Source organism: Alteromonas sp. ABM1_013 (genome assembly GCF_056160505.1).
The window spans coordinates 463147-488252 of the sequence record NZ_JBSWXH010000002.1; the positions used below are offsets into that span (position 1 = coordinate 463147).

General features: G+C 44.5%; 19 protein-coding genes and 1 other RNA gene. 12 read left to right on the top strand and 8 right to left on the bottom strand.

Going from position 1 to position 25106, the window contains the following annotated elements; all coding sequences use genetic code 11:
- Nucleotides 1-142 precede the first annotated feature (142 nt).
- From aceE to ACXAGK_RS06685, 4 genes are all read left to right on the top strand, one after another.
- Nucleotides 143-2818, top strand: coding sequence for a pyruvate dehydrogenase (acetyl-transferring), homodimeric type (aceE, locus tag ACXAGK_RS06670; protein WP_474855054.1), 2676 nt, complete (start codon nt 143-145; stop codon nt 2816-2818).
- A gap of 21 nt (nt 2819-2839) precedes the next feature.
- Nucleotides 2840-4879 (top strand): pyruvate dehydrogenase complex dihydrolipoyllysine-residue acetyltransferase, encoded by a 2040-nt coding sequence (gene aceF, locus ACXAGK_RS06675; protein WP_474855056.1) that lies wholly within the window; start codon nt 2840-2842, stop codon nt 4877-4879.
- A 132-nt stretch (nt 4880-5011) separates the two neighbouring features.
- Complete coding sequence (gene lpdA / locus ACXAGK_RS06680) at nt 5012-6433, top strand: dihydrolipoyl dehydrogenase (RefSeq protein ID WP_474855058.1); 1422 nt, start codon at nt 5012-5014, stop codon at nt 6431-6433.
- Nucleotides 6434-6571: 138 nt separating this feature from the next.
- Complete coding sequence (locus tag ACXAGK_RS06685; RefSeq protein WP_474855060.1) at nt 6572-7009, top strand: hypothetical protein; 438 nt, start codon at nt 6572-6574, stop codon at nt 7007-7009.
- 5 nt (nt 7010-7014) lie between these two features.
- Here ACXAGK_RS06685 and ACXAGK_RS06690 read toward each other — a convergent pair whose 3' ends face one another.
- Complete coding sequence (locus ACXAGK_RS06690; protein ID WP_474855062.1) at nt 7015-8085, bottom strand: LysR family transcriptional regulator; 1071 nt, start codon at nt 8083-8085, stop codon at nt 7015-7017.
- Between the two features lie 392 nt (nt 8086-8477).
- Between ACXAGK_RS06690 and ACXAGK_RS06695 the strand changes: the two genes are divergently transcribed.
- From ACXAGK_RS06695 to ACXAGK_RS06725, 7 genes are all read left to right on the top strand, one after another.
- Nucleotides 8478-9755, top strand: a complete 1278-nt coding sequence (locus ACXAGK_RS06695) for an efflux RND transporter periplasmic adaptor subunit (RefSeq protein WP_474855064.1) — start codon at nt 8478-8480, stop codon at nt 9753-9755.
- Nucleotides 9755-12877, top strand: a complete 3123-nt coding sequence (locus ACXAGK_RS06700; RefSeq protein ID WP_474855066.1) for an efflux RND transporter permease subunit — start codon at nt 9755-9757, stop codon at nt 12875-12877. The genes ACXAGK_RS06695 and ACXAGK_RS06700 overlap by 1 nt, the downstream gene beginning before the upstream one ends.
- Nucleotides 12878-13053: 176 nt before the next feature.
- A complete protein-coding gene (locus ACXAGK_RS06705; RefSeq protein ID WP_474855068.1) occupies nt 13054-13764 on the top strand; it encodes an SIMPL domain-containing protein in 711 nt (236 codons plus the stop codon).
- A 186-nt stretch (nt 13765-13950) separates the two neighbouring features.
- On the top strand, nt 13951-14241 hold the full coding sequence (locus tag ACXAGK_RS06710) for a DUF1289 domain-containing protein (protein WP_474805391.1): 291 nt from the start codon (nt 13951-13953) through the stop codon (nt 14239-14241).
- 21 nt (nt 14242-14262) lie between these two features.
- Nucleotides 14263-15087 (top strand): HDOD domain-containing protein, encoded by an 825-nt coding sequence (locus ACXAGK_RS06715; RefSeq protein ID WP_474855070.1) that lies wholly within the window; start codon nt 14263-14265, stop codon nt 15085-15087.
- A gap of 124 nt (nt 15088-15211) precedes the next feature.
- Nucleotides 15212-16015 (top strand): DUF481 domain-containing protein, encoded by an 804-nt coding sequence (locus ACXAGK_RS06720; RefSeq protein ID WP_474855072.1) that lies wholly within the window; start codon nt 15212-15214, stop codon nt 16013-16015.
- A gap of 214 nt (nt 16016-16229) precedes the next feature.
- On the top strand, nt 16230-16976 hold the full coding sequence (locus tag ACXAGK_RS06725) for a DUF481 domain-containing protein (protein ID WP_474855074.1): 747 nt from the start codon (nt 16230-16232) through the stop codon (nt 16974-16976).
- A 219-nt stretch (nt 16977-17195) separates the two neighbouring features.
- On the opposite strand, the gene serA is transcribed toward ACXAGK_RS06725, so the two are convergent.
- The 7 genes from serA to ssrS form a co-directional block, all read right to left on the bottom strand.
- Nucleotides 17196-18425, bottom strand: a complete 1230-nt coding sequence (serA, locus tag ACXAGK_RS06730; RefSeq protein ID WP_474855076.1) for a phosphoglycerate dehydrogenase — start codon at nt 18423-18425, stop codon at nt 17196-17198.
- 336 nt (nt 18426-18761) lie between these two features.
- Nucleotides 18762-19418 (bottom strand): ribose-5-phosphate isomerase RpiA, encoded by a 657-nt coding sequence (gene rpiA / locus ACXAGK_RS06735; protein WP_474855078.1) that lies wholly within the window; start codon nt 19416-19418, stop codon nt 18762-18764.
- 89 nt (nt 19419-19507) lie between these two features.
- Nucleotides 19508-20152: a 5-formyltetrahydrofolate cyclo-ligase gene (locus ACXAGK_RS06740; protein ID WP_474855080.1), complete on the bottom strand. Its 645-nt coding sequence runs from the start codon at nt 20150-20152 to the stop codon at nt 19508-19510.
- A 31-nt stretch (nt 20153-20183) separates the two neighbouring features.
- A complete protein-coding gene (locus ACXAGK_RS06745) occupies nt 20184-21812 on the bottom strand; it encodes an ATP-binding protein (protein WP_474855081.1) in 1629 nt (542 codons plus the stop codon).
- 60 nt (nt 21813-21872) lie between these two features.
- Nucleotides 21873-22814 carry a nucleoside hydrolase gene (locus ACXAGK_RS06750; protein ID WP_179984227.1) on the bottom strand — a complete coding sequence of 314 codons (942 nt, stop codon included), beginning with the start codon at nt 22812-22814 and terminating at the stop codon, nt 21873-21875.
- Nucleotides 22815-22836: 22 nt separating this feature from the next.
- On the bottom strand, nt 22837-23733 hold the full coding sequence (locus ACXAGK_RS06755) for a ribokinase (protein ID WP_179984226.1): 897 nt from the start codon (nt 23731-23733) through the stop codon (nt 22837-22839).
- 21 nt (nt 23734-23754) lie between these two features.
- Nucleotides 23755-23937, bottom strand: a non-coding RNA gene (ssrS, locus tag ACXAGK_RS06760) — 6S RNA.
- 532 nt (nt 23938-24469) lie between these two features.
- Here ssrS and ACXAGK_RS06765 point away from each other — a divergent pair.
- Nucleotides 24470-25036, top strand: a complete 567-nt coding sequence (locus ACXAGK_RS06765) for a UPF0149 family protein (RefSeq protein ID WP_179984225.1) — start codon at nt 24470-24472, stop codon at nt 25034-25036.
- Nucleotides 25037-25106 lie beyond the last annotated feature (70 nt).

Consider the following 25106-nt stretch of genomic DNA (forward strand, 5'->3'; position numbering starts at 1 on the left):
TCCTGTGCCACTGCAAAAGCAGGTGAGCCAGATTGGGTCACTGTGAGTACAACGTAATTTAGTTTTCCTTCTTTTAGCGCCTTTAAGATAGAGGCAATGCTAAGGGAGGATTTTCTATATAAGCAAAAAATAGGATGGCACCATGTCTGATATGATGCACCAAGATGTAGATCCTCAAGAAACTAAAGAGTGGATTGATGCGCTTGAGTCGGTTTTAGAAGAGGAAGGCGTAGAACGCGCCCACTATTTACTCGAAAAACTTATTGATAAAGCACGTCGCAGCGGAGCGCATTTACCGTATGACGCTACTACTGCCTACATCAATACTATCCCTGCAGCGCAAGAGCCAAAAATGCCTGGCGACTTGACCATCGAAGCGCGCATCCGTGCCGCTATTCGTTGGAACGCACTAATGATTGTATTGCGTGCATCGAAAAAAGACTTAGAGCTTGGTGGCCACATTGGTAGCTTCGCATCATCGGCTATGCTTTACGATGTAGGCTTTAACCACTTCTTTAAAGCGCCTAATGAAAATCAAGGCGGCGACTTTATTTTTGCACAGGGCCATATTTCTCCAGGTATTTATGCGCGTTCTTTCATGGAAGGTAACCTAACTGAAGAGCAGTTAAATAACTTCCGTCAAGAGTGTGCGGGCGATGGTCTATCATCTTACCCACACCCTCACTTGATGAAAGATTACTGGCAGTTCCCAACCGTATCTATGGGCCTTGGTCCACTTCAAGCTATCTATACAGCACGTTTCCTTAAGTACCTAACTAACCGTGGTATTAAAGACTGTTCAGGTCAGCGCGTATACTGCTACATGGGTGACGGTGAATGTGATGAGCCAGAGAGCTTGGGTGCAATCGGTCTTGCGTCTCGTGAAGGCCTAGATAACCTAACGTTCGTTATCAACTGTAACCTACAGCGCCTAGACGGCCCGGTACGTGGTAACGGCAAAATTATCCAAGAACTTGAAGGTACGTTCCGCGGCGCAGGCTGGGAAGTAGTGAAAGTAATTTGGGGTAGCTACTGGGATGAGCTTCTAGCGCGTGATAAATCTGGCAAGCTAATCCAGCTTATGGGTGAAACGGTAGACGGTGAATACCAGAACTGTAAAGCCAAGGGCGGCAAGTACACCCGTGAAAACTTCTTCAACAAGTACCCTGAAACAGCGGCACTTGTAGCGAATATGTCTGATGATGACATCTGGCGCTTAAACCGTGGTGGTCACGATCCAGTAAAAGTATTCGCAGCTTACCAAAAAGCGATTGATACGAAAGGTCGTCCAACAGTAATTCTTGCTAAAACGGTTAAAGGTTTCGGTCTTGGTGCATCAGGCGAAGCACAAAACGTAGCGCACAACGTTAAGAAAATGGACGTTGATTCAATCAAAGCGTTCCGCGACCGTTTCAATATTCCAGTAGCAGACGAGAAGATTGCTGACCTGCCTTACTTCAAGTTCGACGAAGACAGTGAAGAAATGAAGTACCTTCGCGCACGTCGTGAAGCGTTAGGTGGCTACCTGCCTTCTCGCCGTGAACAGGCTGAAGAACAGCTTGAAGTTCCAGAACTAAGCGCATTCGACGCTATCTTAAAAGGTTCTGGTGACCGTCAAGTATCGTCAACGATGACGTTTGTACGTGTACTTAACGCATTGTTGAAAGATAAGAAAATTGGTAAGCGTGTAGTACCAATTATTCCTGATGAAGCTCGTACTTTCGGTATGGAAGGCTTATTCCGTCAGGTAGGTATTTATGCCAACGAAGGCCAGAAATACGTACCTCAAGATGCCGACCAGGTAGCTTACTATCGCGAAGATAAGAAAGGTCAGGTACTTCAGGAAGGTATTAACGAGCTAGGTGCAATGGCATCGTGGGTAGCGTCAGGTACGTCTTACTCAACGTGTAACGCTACGACTATTCCGTTCTATATTTACTACTCAATGTTTGGTTTCCAACGTGTTGGTGACCTTGCATGGGCAGCGGGTGATAGCCAAGCACGTGGTTTCCTACTAGGTGCAACAGCAGGTAGAACCACGCTTAATGGTGAAGGTCTACAGCACCAAGACGGTCATTCACACGTTCAGGCGAACCTAATTCCTAACTGTATTACTTACGATCCAACGTACGGTTACGAAGTAGCGGTTATTGTTCAAGACGGTCTGCGTCGCATGTACGGTAACAATGAAAATATTTTCTATTACCTAACATTGATGAACGAGAACTATCAGCACCCTGCAATGCCAGAAGGTGATGATGTTGCTGAGCAAATCATTAAAGGTATTTACAAGCTTGAGCGCGTTGAAAACGACAAGTCTAAGCTTAACGTACAGCTAATGGGCTCTGGTACTATCTTGAACGAAGTGCGTAAAGCGGCACAGATTCTGTGTGAAGACTACAACGTATCTTCTGACGTTTACTCTGTGACCTCATTCAACGAGCTAGCCCGTGAAGGTCAAGACGTTGCGCGCTGGAACATGCTTAACCCTGAAGCTGAGCAAAAAGTACCTTACATTGGTCAGGTAATTACGAAAGATGCAGGTCCTGCGATTTCTGCCACTGACTATGTGAAGAACTACTCAGACCAAGTACGCGCGTTCATTGAAACTGAATACCGCTGCCTAGGTACAGACGGTTTCGGTCGAAGTGATAGCCGTGAAAACTTGCGTACTCACTTTGAAGTTAATGCGTCATATATTGTGGTTGCATCACTTTACGAATTGGCTCAGCGCGGCGACGTTGAGAAGAAAGTGGTAGCAGAAGCCATTAAGCGTTTTGATATTAACGCTGAAAAACTTAACCCACTTTACGCGTAAGCCAGATAAGGTATTTTACATATGTCAGATATTCAAAAGATTATCGTACCCGACGTAGGCGGTGACGAAGTTGAAGTTATCGAGCTATGTGTTGCCGTAGGCGACAACATCGAAGCCGATGAAGGCGTTGTTACTGTTGAAAGTGACAAGGCGTCAATGGACATCCCAGCACCATTTGAAGGTGAGATTGTAAGCCTGTCTGTATCAGTAGGCGATAAAATCAAAGAAGGCGATGTGATTGGTGAAATGAAAGTTGCAGGTGGTGAAAGTTCTGATGAGAGCACCGCTGAAGAATCATCTTCAGACGACGCTTCACAAGAAGCGCCTAAGCAAGATGAAGCACCGAAAGAAGAACGCAAGTCAGAGGCAGCACCCGCTGCGTCTGGCGGCAGCGAAGTGATTGAAGTCTCAGTACCGGACATTGGTTCTGACGACGAAGTTGACGTTATCGATGTATTGGTTTCTGTGGGCGACACCATCGAAAAAGAAGATGGATTAATTACGCTTGAAACCGATAAAGCCACCATGGACGTTCCTTCAACACACGCAGGTACAGTGAAAGAAGTATTCATCAGTACTGGCGATAAAGTGAAAGAAGGCACAGTCGTTATTAAGCTTGAAGTAGCGGGGTCAGGCTCGTCTTCAAGTGAATCGGCTTCTAGCGATGCTTCTTCTGAAGCGTCTGCACCGGCTGCGCAGGAAAGCGAAAAGCAAGAATCAGCGCCAGCGGCGTCTGCAGGTAGCGAGACTATCGAAGTTGCTGTACCAGACATTGGTGAAGACGGTGAAGTTGACGTTATCGACGTACTTGTATCAGCTGGCGATACCGTTGAAAAAGAAGACGGCTTAATTACGCTAGAAACTGATAAAGCCACCATGGATGTACCTTCAACCCACGCAGGTACTATCAAGGAAGTCTTTATCAAGACGGGTGATAAGGTTAAGCAAGGTACGTTGGTTGTTAAGCTTGAGACCAGCGGCGGTTCGTCTTCAAGTGCAGCTGAAGCTCCTAAGCAAGAAGCACCTAAACAGGAAGCAGCTAAAAAAGAAGAACCCAAGCAAGCGTCACAGCAAGAAGCCTCGCAAGGCCGTTCTCCTGTGCCGCCAGCGCCAGAAGCCAAGAATACAGGTAAAGCACATGCTTCTCCTTCGGTTCGCCGTATCGCGCGCGAATTTGGTGTAGACCTGACTCAAGTTAACGGCTCTGGCCCTAAAAACCGTATCTTGAAAGAAGACGTTCAGGCTTATGTGAAAGCTGAGCTTGCGAAACCTCGCACAGTAGCGGCTACTGGCAACGCGCCAGTAGGCGACAACGTACTTCAAATCGTGCCAGTTAAACCTGTTGATCACAGCAAGTTTGGCGAGATTGAAGAACAAAAGCTTTCTCGTATTCAGAAGATTTCTGGACCGTTCTTACACCGTAACTGGGCGACTATTCCGCACGTTACGCAGTTCGACGAAGCCGATATCACTGAAGTGGAAGACTTCCGTAAAGAGCAAAACGCTTACCATGCGAAGATCAAGTCTGGTCTTAAGATCACGCCTTTAGTATTCGTCATGAAAGCGGTAGCGAAAGCCCTTGAGAAATACGAAGTATTCAACTCATCACTGTCTGATGATGGCGAGAGCTTAATCATTAAGAAGTTTATCAACATTGGTATTGCGGTTGAAACACCGGGAGGCCTTGTTGTACCTGTTATTCGTGACGTGAATAAGAAAGGTATTGAGCAGCTGTCTCAAGAGCTTATCGAAACATCTAAGAAAGCCCGTGAAGGCAAGCTTAAAGCGGCTGACATGCAGGGCGGTACGTTCACTATCTCTAGCCTAGGTGGTATTGGCGGTACGGCATTTACGCCTATTGTAAATGCACCAGAAGTCGCCATATTAGGTGTATCTAAGTCTGAGATGAAGCCTAAGTGGAATGGTAAAGAGTTCGAGCCGCGCTTAATGGTGCCGCTAAGCCTATCTTACGACCACCGAGTAATCGATGGTGCGGTAGGTGCAAGATTCTCTACTGAGGTTGCTGCAAACCTAACTGACTTACGCAGAATCATACTTTAAATAAAAGGCCGAAAAAGTTTACAATATCAGTAACATTTTCGATGATTTTATCAGCCTTTTTGACGGCATTTAGGTTATGCTATTACACAAAAGTAATAGCATGACCCTACAAGAACAGGATTGAGGTTCACAATGAGCGAAATTAAAACGCAATTGGTGGTATTGGGCGGCGGCCCTGGCGGTTATTCAGCAGCATTCCGTGCGGCTGACTTAGGTATTGAAACAGTTATCGTAGACTCACGCGACACGCTTGGTGGTGTTTGTCTTAACGTTGGCTGTATCCCTTCAAAAGCCCTTCTTCACGTAGCAAAAGTGATGAAAGAAGCGAAGCATCTTGCAAGCCATGGTGTTACGTTTGGCGAGCCTACCATCGATTTAGATAAAATCCGCGAATATAAAGACAGTGTTGTTAGCCAACTAACAAACGGTCTTGGCGGTATGTCTAAAATGCGTAAAACCAAGCATGTAAAAGGCTACGGCAAATTCACTGGCGCAAATACCCTAGAAGTAAAAAATGGTGACGACGTTACTACTATTACTTTCGAGAAAGCGATTATCGCTGCGGGTTCTGAGCCTGTAAGCCTACCGTTCATCCCAGAAGATGACCGCGTAATCGACTCAACTGGCGCGCTGGAAATGAAAGACATTCCAGAGAAAATGCTAGTACTAGGCGGTGGTATCATCGGTCTGGAAATGGGTACAGTATACGAAGCACTTGGCTCGAACATTGATGTAGTTGAATTCTTAGATCAGCTAATTCCTGCTGCTGACAAAGACATCATGAAAGTATTCATGAAAGACTACAAAGACAAGTTTAACATTATGCTTGAGACCAAAGTGACTGCGGTTGAAGCTAAAGACGATGGCTTGTACGTAACCTTTGAAGGCAAGAACGCACCTGCTGAGCCAGTACGCTACGACAAAGTACTTGTCGCTGTTGGTCGTAAGCCAAATGGCAAGATGGTTGGCGCAGATGCAGCTGGCGTAAACGTTGACGAGCGTGGCTTTATTAATGTTGATAAGCAAATGCGTACTAACGTTGACCACATTTTCGCAATTGGTGACCTTGTAGGTCAGCCAATGCTTGCGCACAAAGCGGTTCACGAAGGTCACGTTGCTGCAGAAGTTATTGCTGGGCAGAAGCACTACTTCGACCCACGTGCTATTCCTTCAGTAGCGTATACTGAGCCAGAAGTAGCTTGGGTTGGTCTAACTGAAAAAGAAGCGAAAGAGCAGGGCGTAAGCTACGAAACAGCAACGTTCCCGTGGGCAGCTTCAGGCCGTGCCATTGCATCTGATGCAACTAACGGTATGACCAAAATGATCTTCGAAAAAGAAACGGGCCGCGTAATCGGTGGTGCTATGGTAGGTACTAACGCGGGTGAAATGCTTGGCGAAATCGGCCTAGCTATTGAGATGGGTGCTGACGCTGAAGACGTAGCATTGACTATCCACGCACACCCAACGCTTAACGAATCAATTGGTCTTGCGTCTGAAATCTTCGAAGGAAGCATTACTGACCTGCCAAACCCTAAAGCGAAGAAAAAGAAGTAAATTAGCTTCTTTTCAAAATACTTTCTTTTTAGATTATTTGAAAACCCGCTTCTAAGCGGGTTTTTTTGTACTACACTTTTATTTCGAATTTAATTTCAAATATCCATGTTGGGTGAGAGAAATACTAAGCGGTAGTAGATGTCAGCAAAAATTAAAGATCCAATAAAAGTACAATCGAAGTTTGGGGAATACAGCGTTGAACTTAAAGGCAACATTATTCGCCTAGATGGAAAGGGAGTAGTAACAAAAGCGCTTTTTCAACACTATCACGAAGATGTCAAAAAGCTCGCCTTACCTCTAGGTGGTCAACCTTGGGGATTTTTGATTTTTGTACAAGGTGTGGGAATTTTAACACCAGACGCCGAGCAAGCTTTAATTGAGTCCGTTCGCCTAAGAAAGCAATATGGTATGCAAGGTTGTGCTTTTGTTACTAGCGATGCTGACATACCCGCTTTGGTTAAAAGTCAGTTTGAACGCGTATATGCAGCGGCCAACTTAGCATGCTATTTCAGTGATTCTGAAAGTGAAGCGCTTGCATGGTTAGCTACCCTAGGCTGTTTTTTTGAGACTGACTAAAAGACTTAGGCCGTCTCTTTTCCCGCTATGACTTTCGCTTCTTCATCGTTACTAGGCGTATTTAAATGAGCGGGCGTAAACTCTTCACAATCCATATTGCGCTGGTCCATAAAGCGCTTAACGGTATCAGCACAGTATGCTTTACGGCAACATTGAGACAGCAGCATTTCATGGCGCTGAACACGCTCACGTATAAATTTAACCACTAAGCCTCTAAGCCACTGTAGGCCTGCATCTTGGTCTTGGCGTTTATGCCACATGATAGATAGAGGAGAGCTAATAATTTCTACAGGTGTTTCAAATACCGCTAGCTCTCCAGAGAAGATTTCCTTTTCCATGACCAATGAAGGCGCAACACAAATAAGGTTGCTTTCTTTTAATAGCGATGTGGCGTTATAAAATTGGTTTACGGACATGGCTACACGGCGCTTAAGGCCTAAATTCGCCAGCACTTGATCTGTGGGACCCGTCACATCGCCAGTAACAGAAACCAGAAGGTGATCGGCCGCGACAAAGTCTTCTAACGTTAGTTGAGATTTGGCTAAAGGATGGTCGGGACGCATTACCACCACCCAGCTTGGGTCTAGGACATGTTCAGCACGAATAACTGAGCCAGGCTCTTGGTATTTAGAGAAAGTCAGTTCGGCTTCGGCATCTTTAAGTATTTTGTCCGTTTCCATATCGTAATTAGGAATGGCATGGATATTAATACCAGGCGCCTCGTTCTCAATAACTTTGCGCAGCGGGCCCCACACCATAGACACAATGCTATCAGTTGCTGCAATACGAAAAGTACGCTTTGCCGTCGCGGGGTTGAAATCACTCGGGTTAACGGCAACTTCAAGCTCGCCTAGAGGGCCTTGTATTTGACTCCAAAGATTTTTAGCGAAAGATGTAGGCTGAATACCACGCCCATCTTTAACAAACAATTCATCGTTCCAAGCGGTGCGCATACGAGATAGCGCATTAGAGACCGCCGGCTGCGTCATTGATAACCTGTCAGCTGCTCGGGTAATGGCACCCTCAGTCATGATGGCATCAAAAATCATCAATAAATTTAAATCATGTGGACGCATTGTTCTCTCCGGCGCTTATTACATATCACCTACATTCATCTATCAATTAATGAATCAATATAATAATAGGTTTAACGTGAATGACATTATTTAGTTATAGGTTATAGCTAAACGTATTAATTTTCTATATGAATACGACGAGCGACGCCTGTATATTACGGCGCCGTAGCCCTTTATTTACCTAAGCTTCGGCTTTTCTTACGAATTTTTGGATTTGCTCTATATTAAAACCCTTCTTTATTTTAAAAGAGCGTTCCACTCCTTCGGCATATAATATCAACATATAACGCAATGTGATGTGTTGCATATAAAAATATAATTATTTTTATTCTTTTCGCATGTGCATAATGCGCGGCATCAAACTTTAGTTTAACTTTTTAGAGAATCTTGCAATGAAAACTTTTACCCGTTTATTGGCAATAGTCAGCTTAACTGCGCTTGTCGCTGCATGCGGTGGTGACGAGCAAGATCCAAGTCAATCAATGGGCGCAAATGCAAATGCAGGCGTTCCTGTTGATGTGGCTACTGTGGTGACTCAGCGTTTAACCGAGTGGGATAATTTCACAGGGCGTTTAGAATCGCCGCACATCGTTGCACTTCGACCTCGCGTGTCGGGCTATATCGATTTTGTCGCGTTTGATGAAGGTGAATACGTTGAACAAGGGCAAACCTTATTCTTAATCGATAATCGCACATTTAAAGCGGAAGTTGACCGTTTAACCGCACAGCTTGAAGAAGCGAAGAGCCGCGTGAAACTGGCTGAGCAAAACTTTAACCGCGCCTTTAAATTGCGCAAAACCCAAGCGGTATCTGAAGAAGTGCTTGACGCTCGCCTAGCAGAAAAAAATCAAGCGCTAGCAAGCTTAAACCAAACACAAGCCGCACTTGAAGTCGCGCGCTTAAATCGTGGCTTTGCCCGAGTTGAAGCGCCAATCTCTGGGCGTGTATCCCGTGCCAATATTACAGAAGGTAACTTTGTTACTGCGGGGCAAACAGAGCTAACCCGTATTGTATCCACTGACCGTTTGTATGCGTATTTCGATATAGATGAGCAGACCTATCTTAATTACGTCAACAGCGATAAAACTGTGTCAACGGCGGTAAGCGAGCAGCCAGTAGCGATGCGCCTTGCTAACGAGTCTGATTATAACCACTGGGGTCAAATTGATTTTATCGACAACCAGGTTAACGGTAGCACTGGCACGCTTCGCGTTCGAGCTGTGTTTAATAACGAAAAAGGTCGTTTAATCCCTGGCTTGTTTGCGCATCTAAAATTGGCGGGTGATACAGATGAACAAGGCATTCTAATTAAAGAAAAAGCCATAGGTACAGACCTTAATAACAAATTCGTGTTAGTGGTTAACGACGAAAACAAAGTGGAATATCGTGCAGTTAAGCTGGGTGATAAAGTGGGAAGCATGCGCATTATCACAAGTGGCTTAAATGCTAACGATACTATTGTAGTTGATGGTCTACAGCGCGTGCGCCCTGGTGCACAAGTTGCCGCAAATAAAGTCCCCATGGGTGATGAAGATGCGCTTGCAAACTTATCCAACTGGCAGTCACGTGTTGATAACGCTACCCAAGTAACCCAAAACATGGCGCAGTATGAAGATGTTTTATCTGGTGGTTCATTTACTTCGGGTACAGCAACGGCAGGTCTTAAGTAATGAATATCTCGCAGTTTTTCATAAGCCGCCCGATTTTTGCGGGCGTGCTTTCCCTACTTATTTTTATCGGTGGTGCCATCGCAGTTTGGCAACTGCCCATCACTGAATATCCTGAAGTGGTGCCGCCTACTGTTGTGGTAACCGCGAATTATCCTGGCGCTAACCCTGAAGTTATTGCTGAAACAGTCGCTACGCCGTTAGAACAAGAAATTAACGGTGTTGAAGATATGTTGTATATGTCTTCTCAAGCTACCAGCGACGGCCGCATGACCTTAACAGTTACGTTTGCGATTGGCACCGACCCAGATGAAGCAACAACGCTGGTACAAAATCGTGTGAATCGCGCTACGCCACGTTTACCTCAAGAAGTGCAGCGCTTAGGCGTGGTTACCGAAAAATCATCACCAGATTTAACCATGGTGGTGCATCTAACGTCGCCCGATAATCGTTATGACATGCTGTATCTTTCAAACTATGCCGACCAGTTTGTTAAAGACGAACTAGCTCGAATAAATGGAGTAGGGCAGGTACGCCTGTTCGGTGCAGGCGAGTTCAGCATGCGAGTATGGCTAGACCCTAACAAGCTTGCAGCGCTTCAATTAAACCCTGGCGATGTGGCAGCAGCTATTGCCGATCAGAACCAGCAGGCTGCGGCAGGTAGTCTTGGTGCGCAGCCAACAGGCACCAGCGAATTTCAGCTACTTATTAATGTTCGTGGTCGTCTAAAAGACGAAGCGGAATTTGAAAATATCATCGTTAAGTCAGGCGAAAATGGAGAGATTACCCGACTTAAAGACGTGGCTCGCGTTGAGCTAGGGGCGAACAATTACGCGTTACGTTCGCTATTAAATAATAACCCAGCTGCGGCAATTCCAATATTCCAAGCCCCAGGCTCTAACGCTATTCAGATATCGGATGACGTGCGTTCGCGCATGGCAGAGCTTTCAAAGGTGTTTCCCGATGGCTTAGAGTACGACATTGTTTACGACCCTACTGTGTTTGTAAGAGGCTCGATTGAAGCTGTGGTAAACACGCTTTTAGAAGCGGTATTACTTGTTGTTCTCGTAGTTGTGCTATTTCTTCAAACTTGGCGAGCATCCATTATTCCATTAGTGGCAGTACCTATTTCACTGGTAGGAACATTCGCCTTTATGCAGCTAATGGGCTTTTCTCTTAATGCGCTGTCTTTATTTGGCTTAGTGTTAGCGATTGGTATTGTTGTAGACGATGCCATCGTTGTAGTGGAAAACGTAGAGCGAAATATTGCCGAAGGTAAATCACCATTTGACGCTACTGTCCAAGCAATGAAAGAAGTGACTGGGCCGATTATTGCTACCACGCTGGTTTTGGCTGCCGTATTTATACCAACGGCTTTCATGAGCGGCCTAACCGGGCAATTCTATAAACAGTTTGCACTTACTATCACTATTTCAACGGTAATATCTGCAATTAACTCGTTAACACTAAGCCCTGCTTTATCTGCTCTACTATTGAAGCCTCACGGTAAAGCAAACGATTGGCTTACTCGCGGTATGGACAAGGTGTTTGGTCGCTTTGTATTTGCGCCATTTAACCGAGTATTTGATCGTGGTTCGAAACAATACACAGGTGCGGTTGGCGGCTTAATTCGCAAAAGCGGCATTGTACTGGTGTTATATGCAGGCCTTATTGCGCTCACTTATAACCAGTTTGCCACTACACCTACGGGTTATGTTCCAGGGCAAGATAAGCAATATTTGGTGGCTTTCGCGCAACTTCCTAATGCAGCGAGTTTAGATAGAACGGAAGAAGTAATCCGCGAAATGTCTCGAATTGCGATGGAACACCCAGGCGTGTCAGATGCCGTAGCGTTTCCTGGCTTAAATATTAACGGTTTTACTAATAGTCCAAGTTCTGGAATTTTATTTACGCCGCTTAAGCCTTTTAGTGAAAGACAGTCACCAGAGTTATCTGCAGGCGCCATTGCTGCAAAACTTAATCAGCAGTTTGGTTCGATTAAAGGGGCTTATGTCGCTATTTTCCCGCCACCTCCGGTGATGGGGCTAGGCACTATAGGTGGCTTCCGCTTGCAAGTGGAAGATAGAGGGAATTTGGGCTTTGAAGAGCTAGAGCGTTTAACCCAAGAAGTAATTGGTAAAGCGTGGGCGCACCCAGCGCTAACGGGTTCATTCACAAGCTTCACCGTAGCCGTACCGCAACTTGATGTAGACATAGATCGTGAAAAAGCTGTAAGCCAAGGGGTAAACATCGATACGTTATTTACCACGATGCAAGCTTACTTAGGTTCGCTTTATGTAAATGACTTCAACTTGTTTGGTCGTACATACCAAGTGAACGTGCAGGCTGATGCTCAATATCGTCAAGAAATAGGGGACATAACCCAGTTTAAAATCAGAAATAGCCAAGGTGAAATGATACCACTAGGTTCATTCCTAGACGTTCAACATAGCGCCGGTCCAGACCGAGTGATGCACTACAATGGCTACGTTACCGCCGAAATCAACGGTGCCCCAGCGCCTGGCTACTCGTCAGACCAAGCAAAAGCGGCAATAGAAGAAATTTTAGCTGAAACCTTGCCGCTAGGGATGACCTATGAGTGGACAGAGTTGACCTACCAGCAAATATTAGCCGGTAATGCATCAGCGTTCGTATTCCCACTGGTTGTGCTTCTCGTGTTCTTAGTACTGGCTGCGCAGTATGAAAGCCTTCGTTTACCACTGGCAATTATACTGATAGTTCCTATGACCTTATTGAGCGCCCTTATTGGTGTTCAGATTTACGGTGGTGACAATAATATCTTCACTCAAATTGGTCTAATTGTATTGGTCGGCCTTGCTACAAAGAACGCCATTCTTATTGTCGAGTTTGCTAAAGAGCTGCAGGACAGCGGCATGGATGCGCTTTCGGCAATTAAAGAGGCAAGCCGCTTACGTTTACGTCCAATTTTGATGACATCAATTGCCTTTATCATGGGGGTATTACCTATGGTTATCTCTACTGGAGCTGGGGCAGAAATGCGTCAAGCCATGGGCGTGGCCGTATTCTCTGGAATGATAGGCGTCACTTTCTTCGGCTTAATTCTTACTCCCGTATTTTACTATTTACTAAAACGTAAAGGTTAACTCTCCCGTCTACCCAAGCGTTGCCCTCTTAAGGGGCTTTTTAGGCCACTCATTTGAGTGGCCTTTTTTTTGCCACCTTTGGTCAGCATTTATCTCGTTTTGTAAAATTGAAAAGCTTATATTCGCTTATACCATAAGGGTTAGTGAAAAGCACAGTAGACAGAACGGAGCGTTAAATGAAAATAGGTGCGGCTATAGTAATGGCCTTGGGCATGGTGGTTGCGGTGGCTTTGCTTGGTGTTCAGGTATCATCGTCAATGAACGATATGCAAACGTGGGATAGGGTAGTTACCGTAAAAGGACTGTCGGAGCGAGAGTACATAGCAGATCAGGTTATTTGGCCTATTCAATTTGTCGACGCGGGCAATGACTTACCTCAACTGTATGAACATATCGAAAAGAATAGCCTTCAGGTGGCTAACTTTTTAGAAGAGAAGGGCATTTCAGCAGAAAGCATTACTATTGGAAAGCCTGAAATAAATGACAAATTGGCACAACAATATGGAAGTAGTGAAAAAGCACCATTTCGCTACAGCGCCATTCAAACCGTTACTGTCTTTTCAAATGATGTTGAAAAAGTGCGAGCGCTCATGCAGCAAATTGGGGAATTAATTAAAACCGGTATTGTATTATCAGACCAAAGTTATCGCGCACAGCCTGACTATGTGTTCACCCGCTTAAATGAAGTAAAGCCGGAAATGATTGAAGAGGCTACGCTTAACGCACGAGAGGTAGCAGAAAAGTTTGCCTCAGACTCAAACAGTACGTTGGGTAAAATTAAGCGGGCCAACCAAGGGCAGTTCAGTATTTCAAGCCGCGATAGTCACCATCCTCACATTAAGAAGGTGCGGGTAGTGTCTACCATTGAATATACTCTTGTAGATTGATATTCATGCTATGCTAAGACTGGCAACGTGAATTGACTAGACACGGCGAGTTCACGCATTTGTGCACTTTATGTATTAGATTACTGCTAATGTCTAGTGGCTAGATTTGCGGGTATACGTTTTAATTTAAAGAAGTGCTGTGTACTTCAGCGCTTAACGCTTATTAATTAAGGTGGCAAGCCTGAAATGAAGGACCCTAAAGCGCAGTCCCAACAGCTTGAGTTTTTTGAAATTCCAAGCCCTTGTATTGGTGTCTGCGAGTCTGGTCCAAGAGGGTTTTGTAAAGGCTGTTACAGAAGTAGGGATGAACGCCTTTATTGGCTCAAAGTTGATGATGCGACAAAACGAAAAATAATCAGTGCGTGTGTAAGGCGTGAAAAAGCAGTATTGGCGAAGTTACGCAAAGCGCAAGAGCTAAAAAGTGAAGAGTCAGCCGAACAATTTTCTCTTTTCAATGAGCCGCCTGAAAGAAGTTAAAAAGAGTTAGAGAATTTTTTGATGCCGTTAGATAAGTATGTTTCGTATGCTACAAAATCGTTTACGTTACCCGATATATGCGTTCGCTTGCGTTCAACGCTAGATGATCCTCGTTCTAGTATCGAAGAGATTGCTGTATTAGTTAGTGCCGACCCTTCTCTTACTGCTAAAGTTTTACGGCTAGCCAATAGTTCACTTTTTCGTTTTCCCTCTCAAATTGCGTCTCTGACAAAAGCGATTAACGTAATAGGGGGCGAAGCGCTTTATAATTTAGTGATTGCTGAAACGGCAACCACTGCCTTTAAGCACTTCGATACATTGCTAATTGATTTAGACAAGCATTGGCATGCCTCTGTTTATTGTGGCATGGTCGCTAAGAGCCTAGCGATGCGACTGAACATTCGCGGCGCTGAACGTTTTTTTGTAATGGGAATTCTTCAGAATCTAAGTGAGCTCATTGTCGCTAAAAAAGAACCTAAGCGTTATGACGATTATCGTCACGCACAAAAAAGCGAGTTGCCACATACTGAACAGTTAGCTCATTTCGGTTTTACGTTTGCACATTGTAGCGGTATCATATTGGAAAAATGGCACTTGCCTATTGGTTTGTACTATCCGATATCATTTATGAACGAAGAAGCAAAGTACGCTTCTGACGTTGATATCTGCGTCCTTGCTCTTGCTAGTCGAATAACGCTTAGTCAACTTGATAAAGAAAGTTATGCTGACATTGAACTTTTTACGCCTGAGATAGCCAATACAGTAAGTCTCGATATGGAAGTGATAAGTAATTCAATTGAATATGCTGAGCAAGAAACAGCAAAAATTGTCTCGCTTATTCACTGAGCTTTCAGTGCCTCAATTCTGTTATAGCACTGATAAACAGTAAAGTTCTTCCAGAGGATTGGTATTATAAGCGTCTTATTTAGACGTAATCTAATAACTAAAAAGCTCGACGTAAAATCAGATTATGTTCACAAAAACCTTCCGGCCGCACGTTGTTGTAGGTGCTATTTGTATTGGTATGTGTTTCTCAGCACATGCAAGAGACCTTATTGAGACCCTTTATCACGCCGATTTTACTCCAGACGCTGATGACGAAATTCCCCGTTTTACAATGGATGGAGAACTGGGTGTTCTTCTCAATACAGGCAATACGTCTGCTGCGAGTGTGAAAGCGGCAGTGAATGCCGATCATGAAACCGAAAATTGGAGCAGTGTTTATTTTGCTGAGCTGCTCTACAAAGAAAGCGGCACGCCTACCACAGAGCGCGACATAAGCGCACAGCGCTTTTTTACCAGCGCTCAATTTGACTATAAGCTACTTACGCCAGGCCGCCGCCTTTTTATGTACGGCGATTATGAAGATGATAAATTTACAGGGTATGAGCACCGAGCTTCATTAGCCGCGGGTTGGTCACAACGCGTTTGGCGAAACGAAGACAGTGAGTTTCGTTATAGTGTAGGGCCAGGTTACACCTTTATCGAAGCAGAAGAAGACAGCGATAATCTTGTTAACGACGGGGTAATAGTACGCGCGTCAGCCGAGTACAAATATCACTGGAGCTCGGGTGCCAAACTGCGTCAATTTGTGAGCACAGAAGCTGGTGAAGAAAATACCAAGTCCCGTTCTGAAACCTCGCTTTCAGCAAATGTATTCGGTTCATTAGCGATGAAGCTGTCGTTTATACTAAATCATGAAACCGACACCCCTGAAGATGTCGCGGCGTTAAGCACAGAGACATCTGTAGCATTGGTCTATCAGTTTTTTTAGTCAATTAGTGTAAATTTAAGGCTTAAAACCGGCTTTTTACCGCGGGTGGATTGACTGAGAGCGTTGAAAATGTACACTGCGCACCATTGTTTGTAGCGTTGGTTTATTTTTCGACGCTATTTAGCTGACCTCTTTTAAAACTCGTGTTGTACCGCCTTGCAGTACTTAAGGTGTCGTGTACAACGAATGGACCGATAATCAATAGGATTGTTCAATGAAAAAGCAAGTGCTTGCATCTCTAGTTGCAATTTCTCTTTCTCCTGCCGTATTCGCTCAAGGTAAAGAAGTAAAACCTTTCACAATGGAAGGTGAGCTTGGCTTCATATCTACATCAGGTAACACTGAGACGACTTCAATCAGCGCGGGTATTACCGCACACCAAGAGTTAGAAAATTGGAGCAATGACTACGCCCTTGAAGGTCTATACAAAAAAGAAACTACAGAAGATGATAATGGCGAAGACGTTGAGTACACATCTGCGCAAAAGTTCTTCGGCTCGGCGCAGGGTAACTATAAGCTAGAAAACCCTGATAACCGTCTATTTGCCTTCGCATCATATGAAGACGACCGCTTTAGCAACTTTAACTACCAAGCAACGGTAGCAGCGGGTTGGAACCAAAAAGTGCTAGAGAATGATCGCCACACTCTAGAATATTCAATAGGTCCTGGTTACTCGTTCATCGAAACACAAGAAGATGAAAATCTTGATAGCATGATTGTTCGTGCATCAACAGCGTATTCTTGGAAAATTTCTGACACTGCTAAATTCACGCAAACCGTGAGTACTGAAGTGGGCTCTGACAACACGAAGTCACGTGCTGAATCTGCACTTACTGCTACGATCAGCGGGAACCTTTCTATGCGTCTTTCGTTCAAATTAGATCACAACACTAACGTTGATGAAGACGTAGAAAAACTTGATACAGAAACTGCAGTAAGCTTAGTTTACAACTTCTTCTAAACTTTACTGAAGCGCCTTGACTGCTCAGTTGTACGTTGAGGTGGTTTAATGCTTTACGTAGGTAATTCCTTTATACACTGATGCCATAGTGTTGTTGGAATAGGCGCTAGAACCAGTGCATTGCTAAGTAAAACAAAAGTACAGATACAAAAAAACGCTGCAAATTTGCAGCGTTTTTTTTAACTAAATATCAAGCAAGCGTTTTATTAAACGTTTTGTTTAATGAAGGATTCTGGTCTTAATAGTGCCGTCAATTTGTTGAAGTTCTGCTAGCGCTTCATAGCCGCGGTCTTCTTTAACATCTACTACTACATAACCAATTTCAGCATTAGTTTGTAGATACTGAGCTTCAATATTGATGTCTTTTTCCGCAAAAGCTTTGTTGATTTGCGTAAGAATACCTGGCTGGTTTTTGTGTACGTGAAGTAAGCGCGAACGACCGGTGTGCTCAGGCAGTGATACTTCAGGGAAGTTAACCGCCGACAACGTAGAGCCGTTATCGCTGTACTTTGCTAACTTACCCGCTACTTCAATACCAATGTTTTCTTGCGCTTCCTGCGTGCTTCCGCCAACGTGTGGCGTAAGAATAACGTTGTCGAACGCGCGAAGCGGCGATTCAAATTCTTCAGTATTAGACTTAGGCTCTACTGGGAATACATCAATTGCTGCGCCATTAAGGTGACCGCTTTCCAGTGCTTTGGCAAGTGCGTCAATATCAACCACAGTACCGCGAGATGCGTTAATAAGAATGCTGCCTTTCTTCATTTGAGACAGCTCTTTTTCGCCAATCATATCTTGGGTTTGCGGCGTTTCGGGAACGTGTAACGATACCACATCAGAGGTATTAAGTAGCTTTTCAAGCGATTTCACCTGAGCTGAGTTACCCAGCACTAGCTTATCTTCAATATCGAAGAATTGAACGCGCATACCAAGGTGTTCAGCAAGAATACTAAGCTGTGTACCTATGTGGCCATAGCCGATAATGCCTAAGGTTTTTCCGCGAGCTTCATAAGAGCCAACTGCGGTCTTCTCCCATTCACCGCGGTGAGCTTTGGCGTTTTTGCTAGGCACTTGGCGAAGCAAAAGAATAATTTGCCCAAGAACAAGTTCTGCAACCGAGCGAGTATTAGAAAAAGGCGCGTTAAAAACGGGAATACCACGGCGCTGCGTGGCTTCAAGGTTAACCTGGTTGGTACCAATGCAGAAACAACCAATAGCAACAAGTTTTTGCGCCGCATCAACTACTTTCTCGGTAATCTGTGTACGTGAACGAATACCAACAAAGTGGGCGTCTTTAATCTTCTCAATTAACTCATCTTCAGGAAGAGAGGTTTTAAGAAATTCAATGTTGCTATACCCATTGTTTTGTAGTGTTTCCAAAGCACTTTGGTGAACACCTTCCAACAACAAAATGCGGATTTTATCCTTCTCTAATGAAACTTTGCTCATGAACTCGCTATCTCTCGCTGATTTAATTGGGGTTGCTGGCAGTGCCAACCATAGGATCTCATAAATTCTGGGTAGCTAACATTTAAAGATGCACTACCTTATTTGCAACAGAGCCTTGGTTTAGCGCCTGCTATCTAGCGTTTTAGTTACGCTAATTGCTCTAATAAAAAAGGTTCATAACCTTAAGCAACATAAACATCTAGCTGCAAAAATATTATTAATTAAGACATCTAGACGTCTAAACGGAAATTAACAGAAAACGCGCTAAGTTAAAAGCAGTATTTTGCTTAGCTTTTCAACAAAACTCTAGAAATAGGGGCGGTTAAGCCGCCCGAATCACTTAAAGGTTTCAACACCACTGTCGGTTGCACTTAACACTAAATCAGCGCCACGTAGCGCAAAAATACCGTTAGTTACTACCCCCGGAATATTATTGATTTTTTGCTCTAACTCACGTGGGTTTAGTATTTCAAGATTGTGAACATCTAAAATAACGTTACCGTTATCTGTCACAACGCCTTGTCTGTACTCGGGGTCGCCACCCAGTTTTACCAGTTCGCGAGCGACAAAAGAGCGAGCCATAGGAATAACTTCTACAGGAAGTGGGAAGTCACCTAAAACAGGCACGCGCTTACTTTCATCTACAATACAAACGAACGTGGTAGCGGCACCCGCAACAATCTTCTCGCGGGTCAGAGCGGCGCCGCCGCCTTTAATCATATGTTTGTGTTCAGTGACTTCGTCGGCACCGTCAATGTAAACTGAAAGATTACTAACTTCATTCAACTCGAAGACTTCGATGCCCAAGGCTTTCAAACGCTCGGTAGATGCCTCTGAACTTGAAACCGCGCCTTCAATTTTGTGCTTAATTTTGCCCAGTTCTTCTATGAAAAAATTAACAGTAGAGCCCGTACCCACACCGACAATACTGTCTGCTTCAACATAGTCGATGGCTGCTTTGGCTACGGCTTGCTTTTTTTCGTTCTGATCCATGGTTACTCTCCAACTTATTATGCTTGCAAGTGTAACTTATAAGTGCACATGAACCCATAAGTTCATAGGTTCAATTTGATATAGTGAAATTACGGTTTAGTGAATATAAGTGTGCGAGAAGGGGTCACGATAGCATCCAGCGGCACATCCCACGGGGCAACGGGCAGGGCATCAACTTCTTGCACATCGTGAGCGATACCTACCAATTTTGGCGTGTGCTGGTTTAAGGCCGATTGAGTATTCAGCTTGCGTTGCGTAAAGCTTAAGGTGCGGTCGTAATAGCCCCCACCCATACCTAAGCGGTTACCGCTTGTATCAAACCCCACTAGCGGCATAAGAATAACATCGCATTGTGTAACAGGTATGACGGCTTCACAGGACAATACAGGCTCTTCTATATTGTATTTGTTATTAATTAACAAAGAATTGGGGGTATAAGATAAAAAAAGCAAATGCCCTTTGCATACAGGATGTAGCACAGGCAATGCGAACTTTTTGTGCGAGAGCTGCCAAGTTGATTCGATGTAGTATTTTAAGTTTACTTCGCCATCGTTAACCAAGTACCCGGCTACAGTAGTTGCGCTTTTAACAAAGGGAAGGGTGTTTAGCTGAGTCGTGATGCACTGGGCAGCGTCTTCATGCTGTCCATCAGGTAAACTACGACGCGCTTCGCGAAGCTTTTTGCGAAGTAGGGCTCTAGCTTTCTGTTTTTCTGGTGAAACGCTTACTTGCATATTAGGCAACCGTGCTTGGCGTGAATGGCGGTTAGTGGTTATTCTGCCCTAAATAGTGATTAAGTACGCGAACTAACTCACTATTGTCTATAGGTTTGGTTAGCACGTCATCAAGGCCTCGTTCTCGCAAATACTCAGACTCAGTTATCACGTCAGCGGTTAATGCTACAACAGGTAAGCTTGGCTTGTGAGCTTTTATCTGTGCCGTCGCTTCGTCTCCTTGAATGCCGGGTAAGTTAAGGTCCATTAGCACTAAGTCGACAGGATTAGATCTAGCGTATTCAACCCCTTCCTCACCTGTGCTTACCACAGAAAGCGCCACGCCTAATTTTTCAAACAAGGTTTGAATAACCACTTGGTTTATATAGTGGTCTTCAACCACTAACACATTTGCAGATTTATCAATGTTAACTTGTGCTACAAAGCTTTGTGGCTGTGCCTCAACGAACTGATTTGCACTTAGCGCATCGGCGGGCAAGGTTACGCTTAAGCGGGTACCGTGATTTAATTTACTGCTAACTTTAATCGTTCCATCCATAAGATCGATAAGACGCCTAGATATATTTAAGCCTAAGCCAGTTCCACTAATCTCTTGGGCGTTACCCATCCGTTCGAAAGGCTCAAAGAGTCGCTTTTGATCATCTTCGCTAATGCCAATGCCTTCATCTATGACATTGAATATAACTTTTCCATTTTTGTATTTTACTTGCGCTTTTACCGACTTACCCTTATTGGTAAATTTGATGGCGTTAGACAGCAAGTTCAGTGCAACCTGTCCAAACTTGGTATCGTCAAAAAATAGCGAGTCGGGCACTGATTTATCAATGCTGGTGAAAAATGTAATACCGCTGTCTTCGGCACGAACCTTAGTTAACGAAAACAGATGTGTAAAGAAGTCGCTTGTATTCACTGCTCGCGCCATTACGCGCATTTTGCCGGCTTCTATTTGCTTGATATCTAACACCGAATTTACAATTTCTAGAAGCCTTTCGCCGCTTTGGCTTACATGTGAAAGCGGGGTGGTAAAAGACGGGGGTAAATCTAACTTTTTAGCTTCGCCTTCAAGAAGGCGGCTGAACGTGTTTATAGCGTTAAGTGGCGTTCTGATTTCGTGGCTAACGTAGGACAGGAAATCAGACTTGAATTGACTAGTACGCTCCAGTTCTCGGTTTTTCCGCTTCAGCTCTAAATGTGCTACCACTGATTTACTTAACGTCTGCAATGACGTCTTTTGTGCTTCAGTTAGCGTTCTAGGCTTGCGGTCGATAGCGCAAAGCGTACCAATAGCGTGGCCTGATGGTGTAATGAGTGGCGCACCTGCATAAAACCGTATATCTGGCGAACCAGTTACTAAAGGGTTGTCATGGAATCGCGGGTCTAAGGTGGCGTTAGGGACTTCAAGCACTTCTTCTTGCAAAATAGCATGAGAGCAAAAAGCAATTTCACGGGAGGTCTCTTCAGCATCCAAACCCACTCGTGACTTAAACCACTGGCGGTCAGGGTCTATTAAGCTAATAAGTGCAATAGGGGTTTCGCATATTTGAGAAGCTAACGTGGTAAGGTCATCGAAAAGCTGCTCTGCTTCAGTATCAAGAACATCGTAGCTGAGTAGTTCGGCAAGACGTTCATCTTCATTTTCAGGGAGTGCAGCAGCTTCCATCTATATAAACCTAACGCAGAAATAAAAAAGGGACTGTATATTCACAATCCCTTAAACATATCACAGAGCGTAGGTGTCTACGAATAGTTGTTCCAGTTTTTGATGGTCAACTTTAGTCGCTACCTTAATGGTATTAGCTTCGTTCCAAAGTGGGCTAGGTGTTGTACCAGTTGGCGCAACCACCGTTTGGCCTCTGTCCAGCGTGCCAGTACCAACGCGAACGTGGCCTTCAGTCAGTTCAAATAACTCTGGGTGACGAAGGTGAGCAATTGGGAATGCATCGTGGAAGAAACATACACGGTCTTCACGGTTTTGTGAGTAGAAGTCCATGTAGAACTGAGCACTTTCCTTCACAAAGCCACCAAGGGTATTGTTTTTCTCTTCAAGTTTTTCAACAAAAGCTGGCGAGAATGGCGTGAAGTTCGTCACGTCCAAACCAAACATCGTTAGTTCCCAATCTGCCGCAAATACGATTTCTGCCGCGTGGGCGTCATTCCAAATGTTTGCTTCTGCTACGGGCGTAACGTTGCCAGGTACAAACGCAGCGCCACCCATGATGCTAACACCTTTAACCAGCTTAGGTAGCTCAGGTTCAAGACGAAGGGCTAGGGCTAAGTTGCCCAATGGACCAATTGCCACTAATGTGATTTCGCCCGGGTACTTACGCGCCATATCAACGATAAACTGCGCAGAGCTGCGAGGGTCTAGTTCCGTCTTAGGTGCTTCAGGTTTTATATGACCAAAACCGTGTTCGCCGTGCACAAAGTGTGCATAGGTAGACTCAGGGCCAACCCACGGCATGCCTACGCCTTTGGTTACAGGAATGTCTTTACCGGCAATTTCACAAAGGGTAAGCGCATTTTGCGCTGCCATTGTTACCGGAACGTTCCCGTAAACTGTGGTTAAACCAAGTACTTCAATGTCTGGTGATTGGAAAGCGAAAAAAATCGCCATTGCATCATCAATCCCCGGATCCGTATCTAATATGATCTTATGTGCCATCAAATTTTCTCAGTGCGTCTTGCTAGTTGGCGTGTTTCGCTAAGAAACGATCCACTTCTTTTTGTGTTGGAATACTCTGTGCTGCGCCTTCACGAGTTACTGCAATCGCTGAAGCTGCACAGCCACGACGCAACGCCTGTTTAGCATCGGTGTGGTTACTGTAGGCAGATAAGAAATAACCGATAAAGGTATCGCCTGCCGCAGTTGTATCAACTGCATCTACAGAAAAAGCGTTTACTTCTATGACGTCGTCTTTACGCAGCATCATTACACCTGCTTTACCCAGTGTAATGATAACTTCGCAGTGTGACCATTGTTCTTTGAACACTGTCACAATATCTTCAAATTCTTCTTTGCCAGTTATAGCTGCCGCTTCTGTTTCATTAACAATAAGCAAATCGACGCATTCCAGTGGTAGCTGTTTAACCGACTCGCTCATAGGCGCAGGATTAAAGGCAACCTTCAACTGTTTTTCTTTCGCTTGGCGAAGTACTTCTTCAATGCTGCTGGTTTCGTTTTGGGTTAATACCCAATCTGAAGGGCGTGTATCGTCTAGCGCTTGCATTACCGTTTTTGCTGTAATGGTTTGGTTAGCACCACCAAAAAGCACAATGGCATTTTCGCCGCTAGGCGTAACTTGAATGATAGCGTGACCAGAAGGAACTTCTGAACACTTAACACCACGGCAATCTACCCCTTTTTTGATAAGGGCTTGCTTGAAAGAGGCGTCGTTTTCGTGAATGCTGCCAACGTGACGTACGTCTGCACCTGCTTGCGCTAAAGCAATCGACTGGTTTGCACCCTTACCACCTAGTAATGTTTGGTAATGGGTTGAGGCCAACGTTTCTCCAGGTTGCACAAAGTGGTCTACCTGATAAACGTGGTCAATATTTATAGAGCCAAAATTTATTATTGCCATTTCTTCTTCCGTCGAAAGAGGGCGCTTCCCAGAATGCCGCTGTCCATGTTTCGCCCGTGAACCGAAAAGTTCAGGGCGGAAGAATCACAATTGCCGTAGGCTTCTCGATACGCGTCGAGCTTGCACAATAGCAGCTGTTTCAACTTCCTAGGTTTAAAGCATCGGCCAGGGACATGAATGAACTAGCAAACATCCCAGGAAACATTGTTGTTGTATTAACGCAACAGGGTATAACAAACGCGAGATCCAGTGAAGAGGATCACCTAAAGCGCTTTATAACTATTTTTGCGTGGTGAATATAAAAGCGGTAAAAAAATACTATTTTCTTGACCAATTGGTCAGCAATTATACACGCATACAAGATAAGCTCAATAATAACCAAACAGGTAATTTAGTTACAAACTTAAAAGTCTTTTAAATACTGCTGCGAGAGGAATTCCGTATCCAGCAATGATGATCTTAGATTAATTATGCGTTCGTTACTAGGGATAACAGCGTGCATTTCGTTAAATTAACGCCAATTCGCGGTTGTTTGAACAGTCAGTAAACAATGTATGAGTTTGTTGTACAAAGTATAATCTTTACTATAAATGCACTGTTCAAACACTGCACGCAAAATTGTCAAAAGTGGGCTTTGTATATTGATTTTTGCTAGTATTAACGCCATCACGGAGTAACGGCCGAAATCAAAAAGGGCTGTGAAAACTCAACTCATCTTAAATAAAGAGAACGAATCGTGGAAAAACAGCTCGATTACGATAGCGTAACTAATAAATTGTCACAGCAAGGTATCATTGTAGATGCGGCAGAAGTGCACGGCATTCTAACTGGAATGCTTTGTGGTGGCATGTCGCTTACCGATCAAAAGTGGCTTGAAGCCCTTAGCGAAACCATCAATCAAGGTGATGCGTTCAGCGACCAAACTCAACATCTTCTTAATACGCTTTTCAATCAAACCTGTCAGCAGTTATTAGAGCCTGAATTCGCGCTTAGCTTGTTGCTTCCAGAAGACCAAGCGCCTATCAACGACCGCGGCGCAGCGCTTATCAACTGGGTGCAAGGTTTTATGCTTGGTTTCGGTTTACACCAGCAGGACCTTGTGCAGTGTTCTGACGATGTTAAAGAAGCCCTTGAAGACTTCTCAGATATCTCTCGTATGGAAGAGCCAATGGATGCCGATGAAGAATCTGAGAAAGCGCTCTTTGAAGTGGAAGAATACGTGAAAATCTCAGCTATTTTATGCTTCAGTGAACTGGGTCAATCACTTCTTGATGATCAACAAGACACACCATCCGTACACTAGTACTTAGGGAAAGTTAAAAGTAGCAGCTGTTTAATCGGCGTACATTACAGTGAATTAGTTGGGGTTTTCT

What these genes read in the sequence shown, in the direction of transcription:
- aceE (WP_474855054.1), top strand. Translation starts at nt 143, where the DNA reads ATGTCTGATATGATGCACCAAGATGTAGATCCTCAAGAAACTAAAGAG.
- aceF (WP_474855056.1), top strand. Translation starts at nt 2,840, where the DNA reads ATGTCAGATATTCAAAAGATTATCGTACCCGACGTAGGCGGTGACGAA.
- lpdA (WP_474855058.1), top strand. Translation starts at nt 5,012, where the DNA reads ATGAGCGAAATTAAAACGCAATTGGTGGTATTGGGCGGCGGCCCTGGC.
- ACXAGK_RS06685 (WP_474855060.1), top strand. Translation starts at nt 6,572, where the DNA reads ATGTCAGCAAAAATTAAAGATCCAATAAAAGTACAATCGAAGTTTGGG.
- ACXAGK_RS06690 (WP_474855062.1), bottom strand. Translation starts at nt 8,085, where the DNA reads ATGCGTCCACATGATTTAAATTTATTGATGATTTTTGATGCCATCATG.
- ACXAGK_RS06695 (WP_474855064.1), top strand. Translation starts at nt 8,478, where the DNA reads ATGAAAACTTTTACCCGTTTATTGGCAATAGTCAGCTTAACTGCGCTT.
- ACXAGK_RS06700 (WP_474855066.1), top strand. Translation starts at nt 9,755, where the DNA reads ATGAATATCTCGCAGTTTTTCATAAGCCGCCCGATTTTTGCGGGCGTG.
- ACXAGK_RS06705 (WP_474855068.1), top strand. Translation starts at nt 13,054, where the DNA reads ATGAAAATAGGTGCGGCTATAGTAATGGCCTTGGGCATGGTGGTTGCG.
- ACXAGK_RS06710 (WP_474805391.1), top strand. Translation starts at nt 13,951, where the DNA reads ATGAAGGACCCTAAAGCGCAGTCCCAACAGCTTGAGTTTTTTGAAATT.
- ACXAGK_RS06715 (WP_474855070.1), top strand. Translation starts at nt 14,263, where the DNA reads ATGCCGTTAGATAAGTATGTTTCGTATGCTACAAAATCGTTTACGTTA.
- ACXAGK_RS06720 (WP_474855072.1), top strand. Translation starts at nt 15,212, where the DNA reads ATGTTCACAAAAACCTTCCGGCCGCACGTTGTTGTAGGTGCTATTTGT.
- ACXAGK_RS06725 (WP_474855074.1), top strand. Translation starts at nt 16,230, where the DNA reads ATGAAAAAGCAAGTGCTTGCATCTCTAGTTGCAATTTCTCTTTCTCCT.
- serA (WP_474855076.1), bottom strand. Translation starts at nt 18,425, where the DNA reads ATGAGCAAAGTTTCATTAGAGAAGGATAAAATCCGCATTTTGTTGTTG.
- rpiA (WP_474855078.1), bottom strand. Translation starts at nt 19,418, where the DNA reads ATGGATCAGAACGAAAAAAAGCAAGCCGTAGCCAAAGCAGCCATCGAC.
- ACXAGK_RS06740 (WP_474855080.1), bottom strand. Translation starts at nt 20,152, where the DNA reads ATGCAAGTAAGCGTTTCACCAGAAAAACAGAAAGCTAGAGCCCTACTT.
- ACXAGK_RS06745 (WP_474855081.1), bottom strand. Translation starts at nt 21,812, where the DNA reads ATGGAAGCTGCTGCACTCCCTGAAAATGAAGATGAACGTCTTGCCGAA.
- ACXAGK_RS06750 (WP_179984227.1), bottom strand. Translation starts at nt 22,814, where the DNA reads ATGGCACATAAGATCATATTAGATACGGATCCGGGGATTGATGATGCA.
- ACXAGK_RS06755 (WP_179984226.1), bottom strand. Translation starts at nt 23,733, where the DNA reads ATGGCAATAATAAATTTTGGCTCTATAAATATTGACCACGTTTATCAG.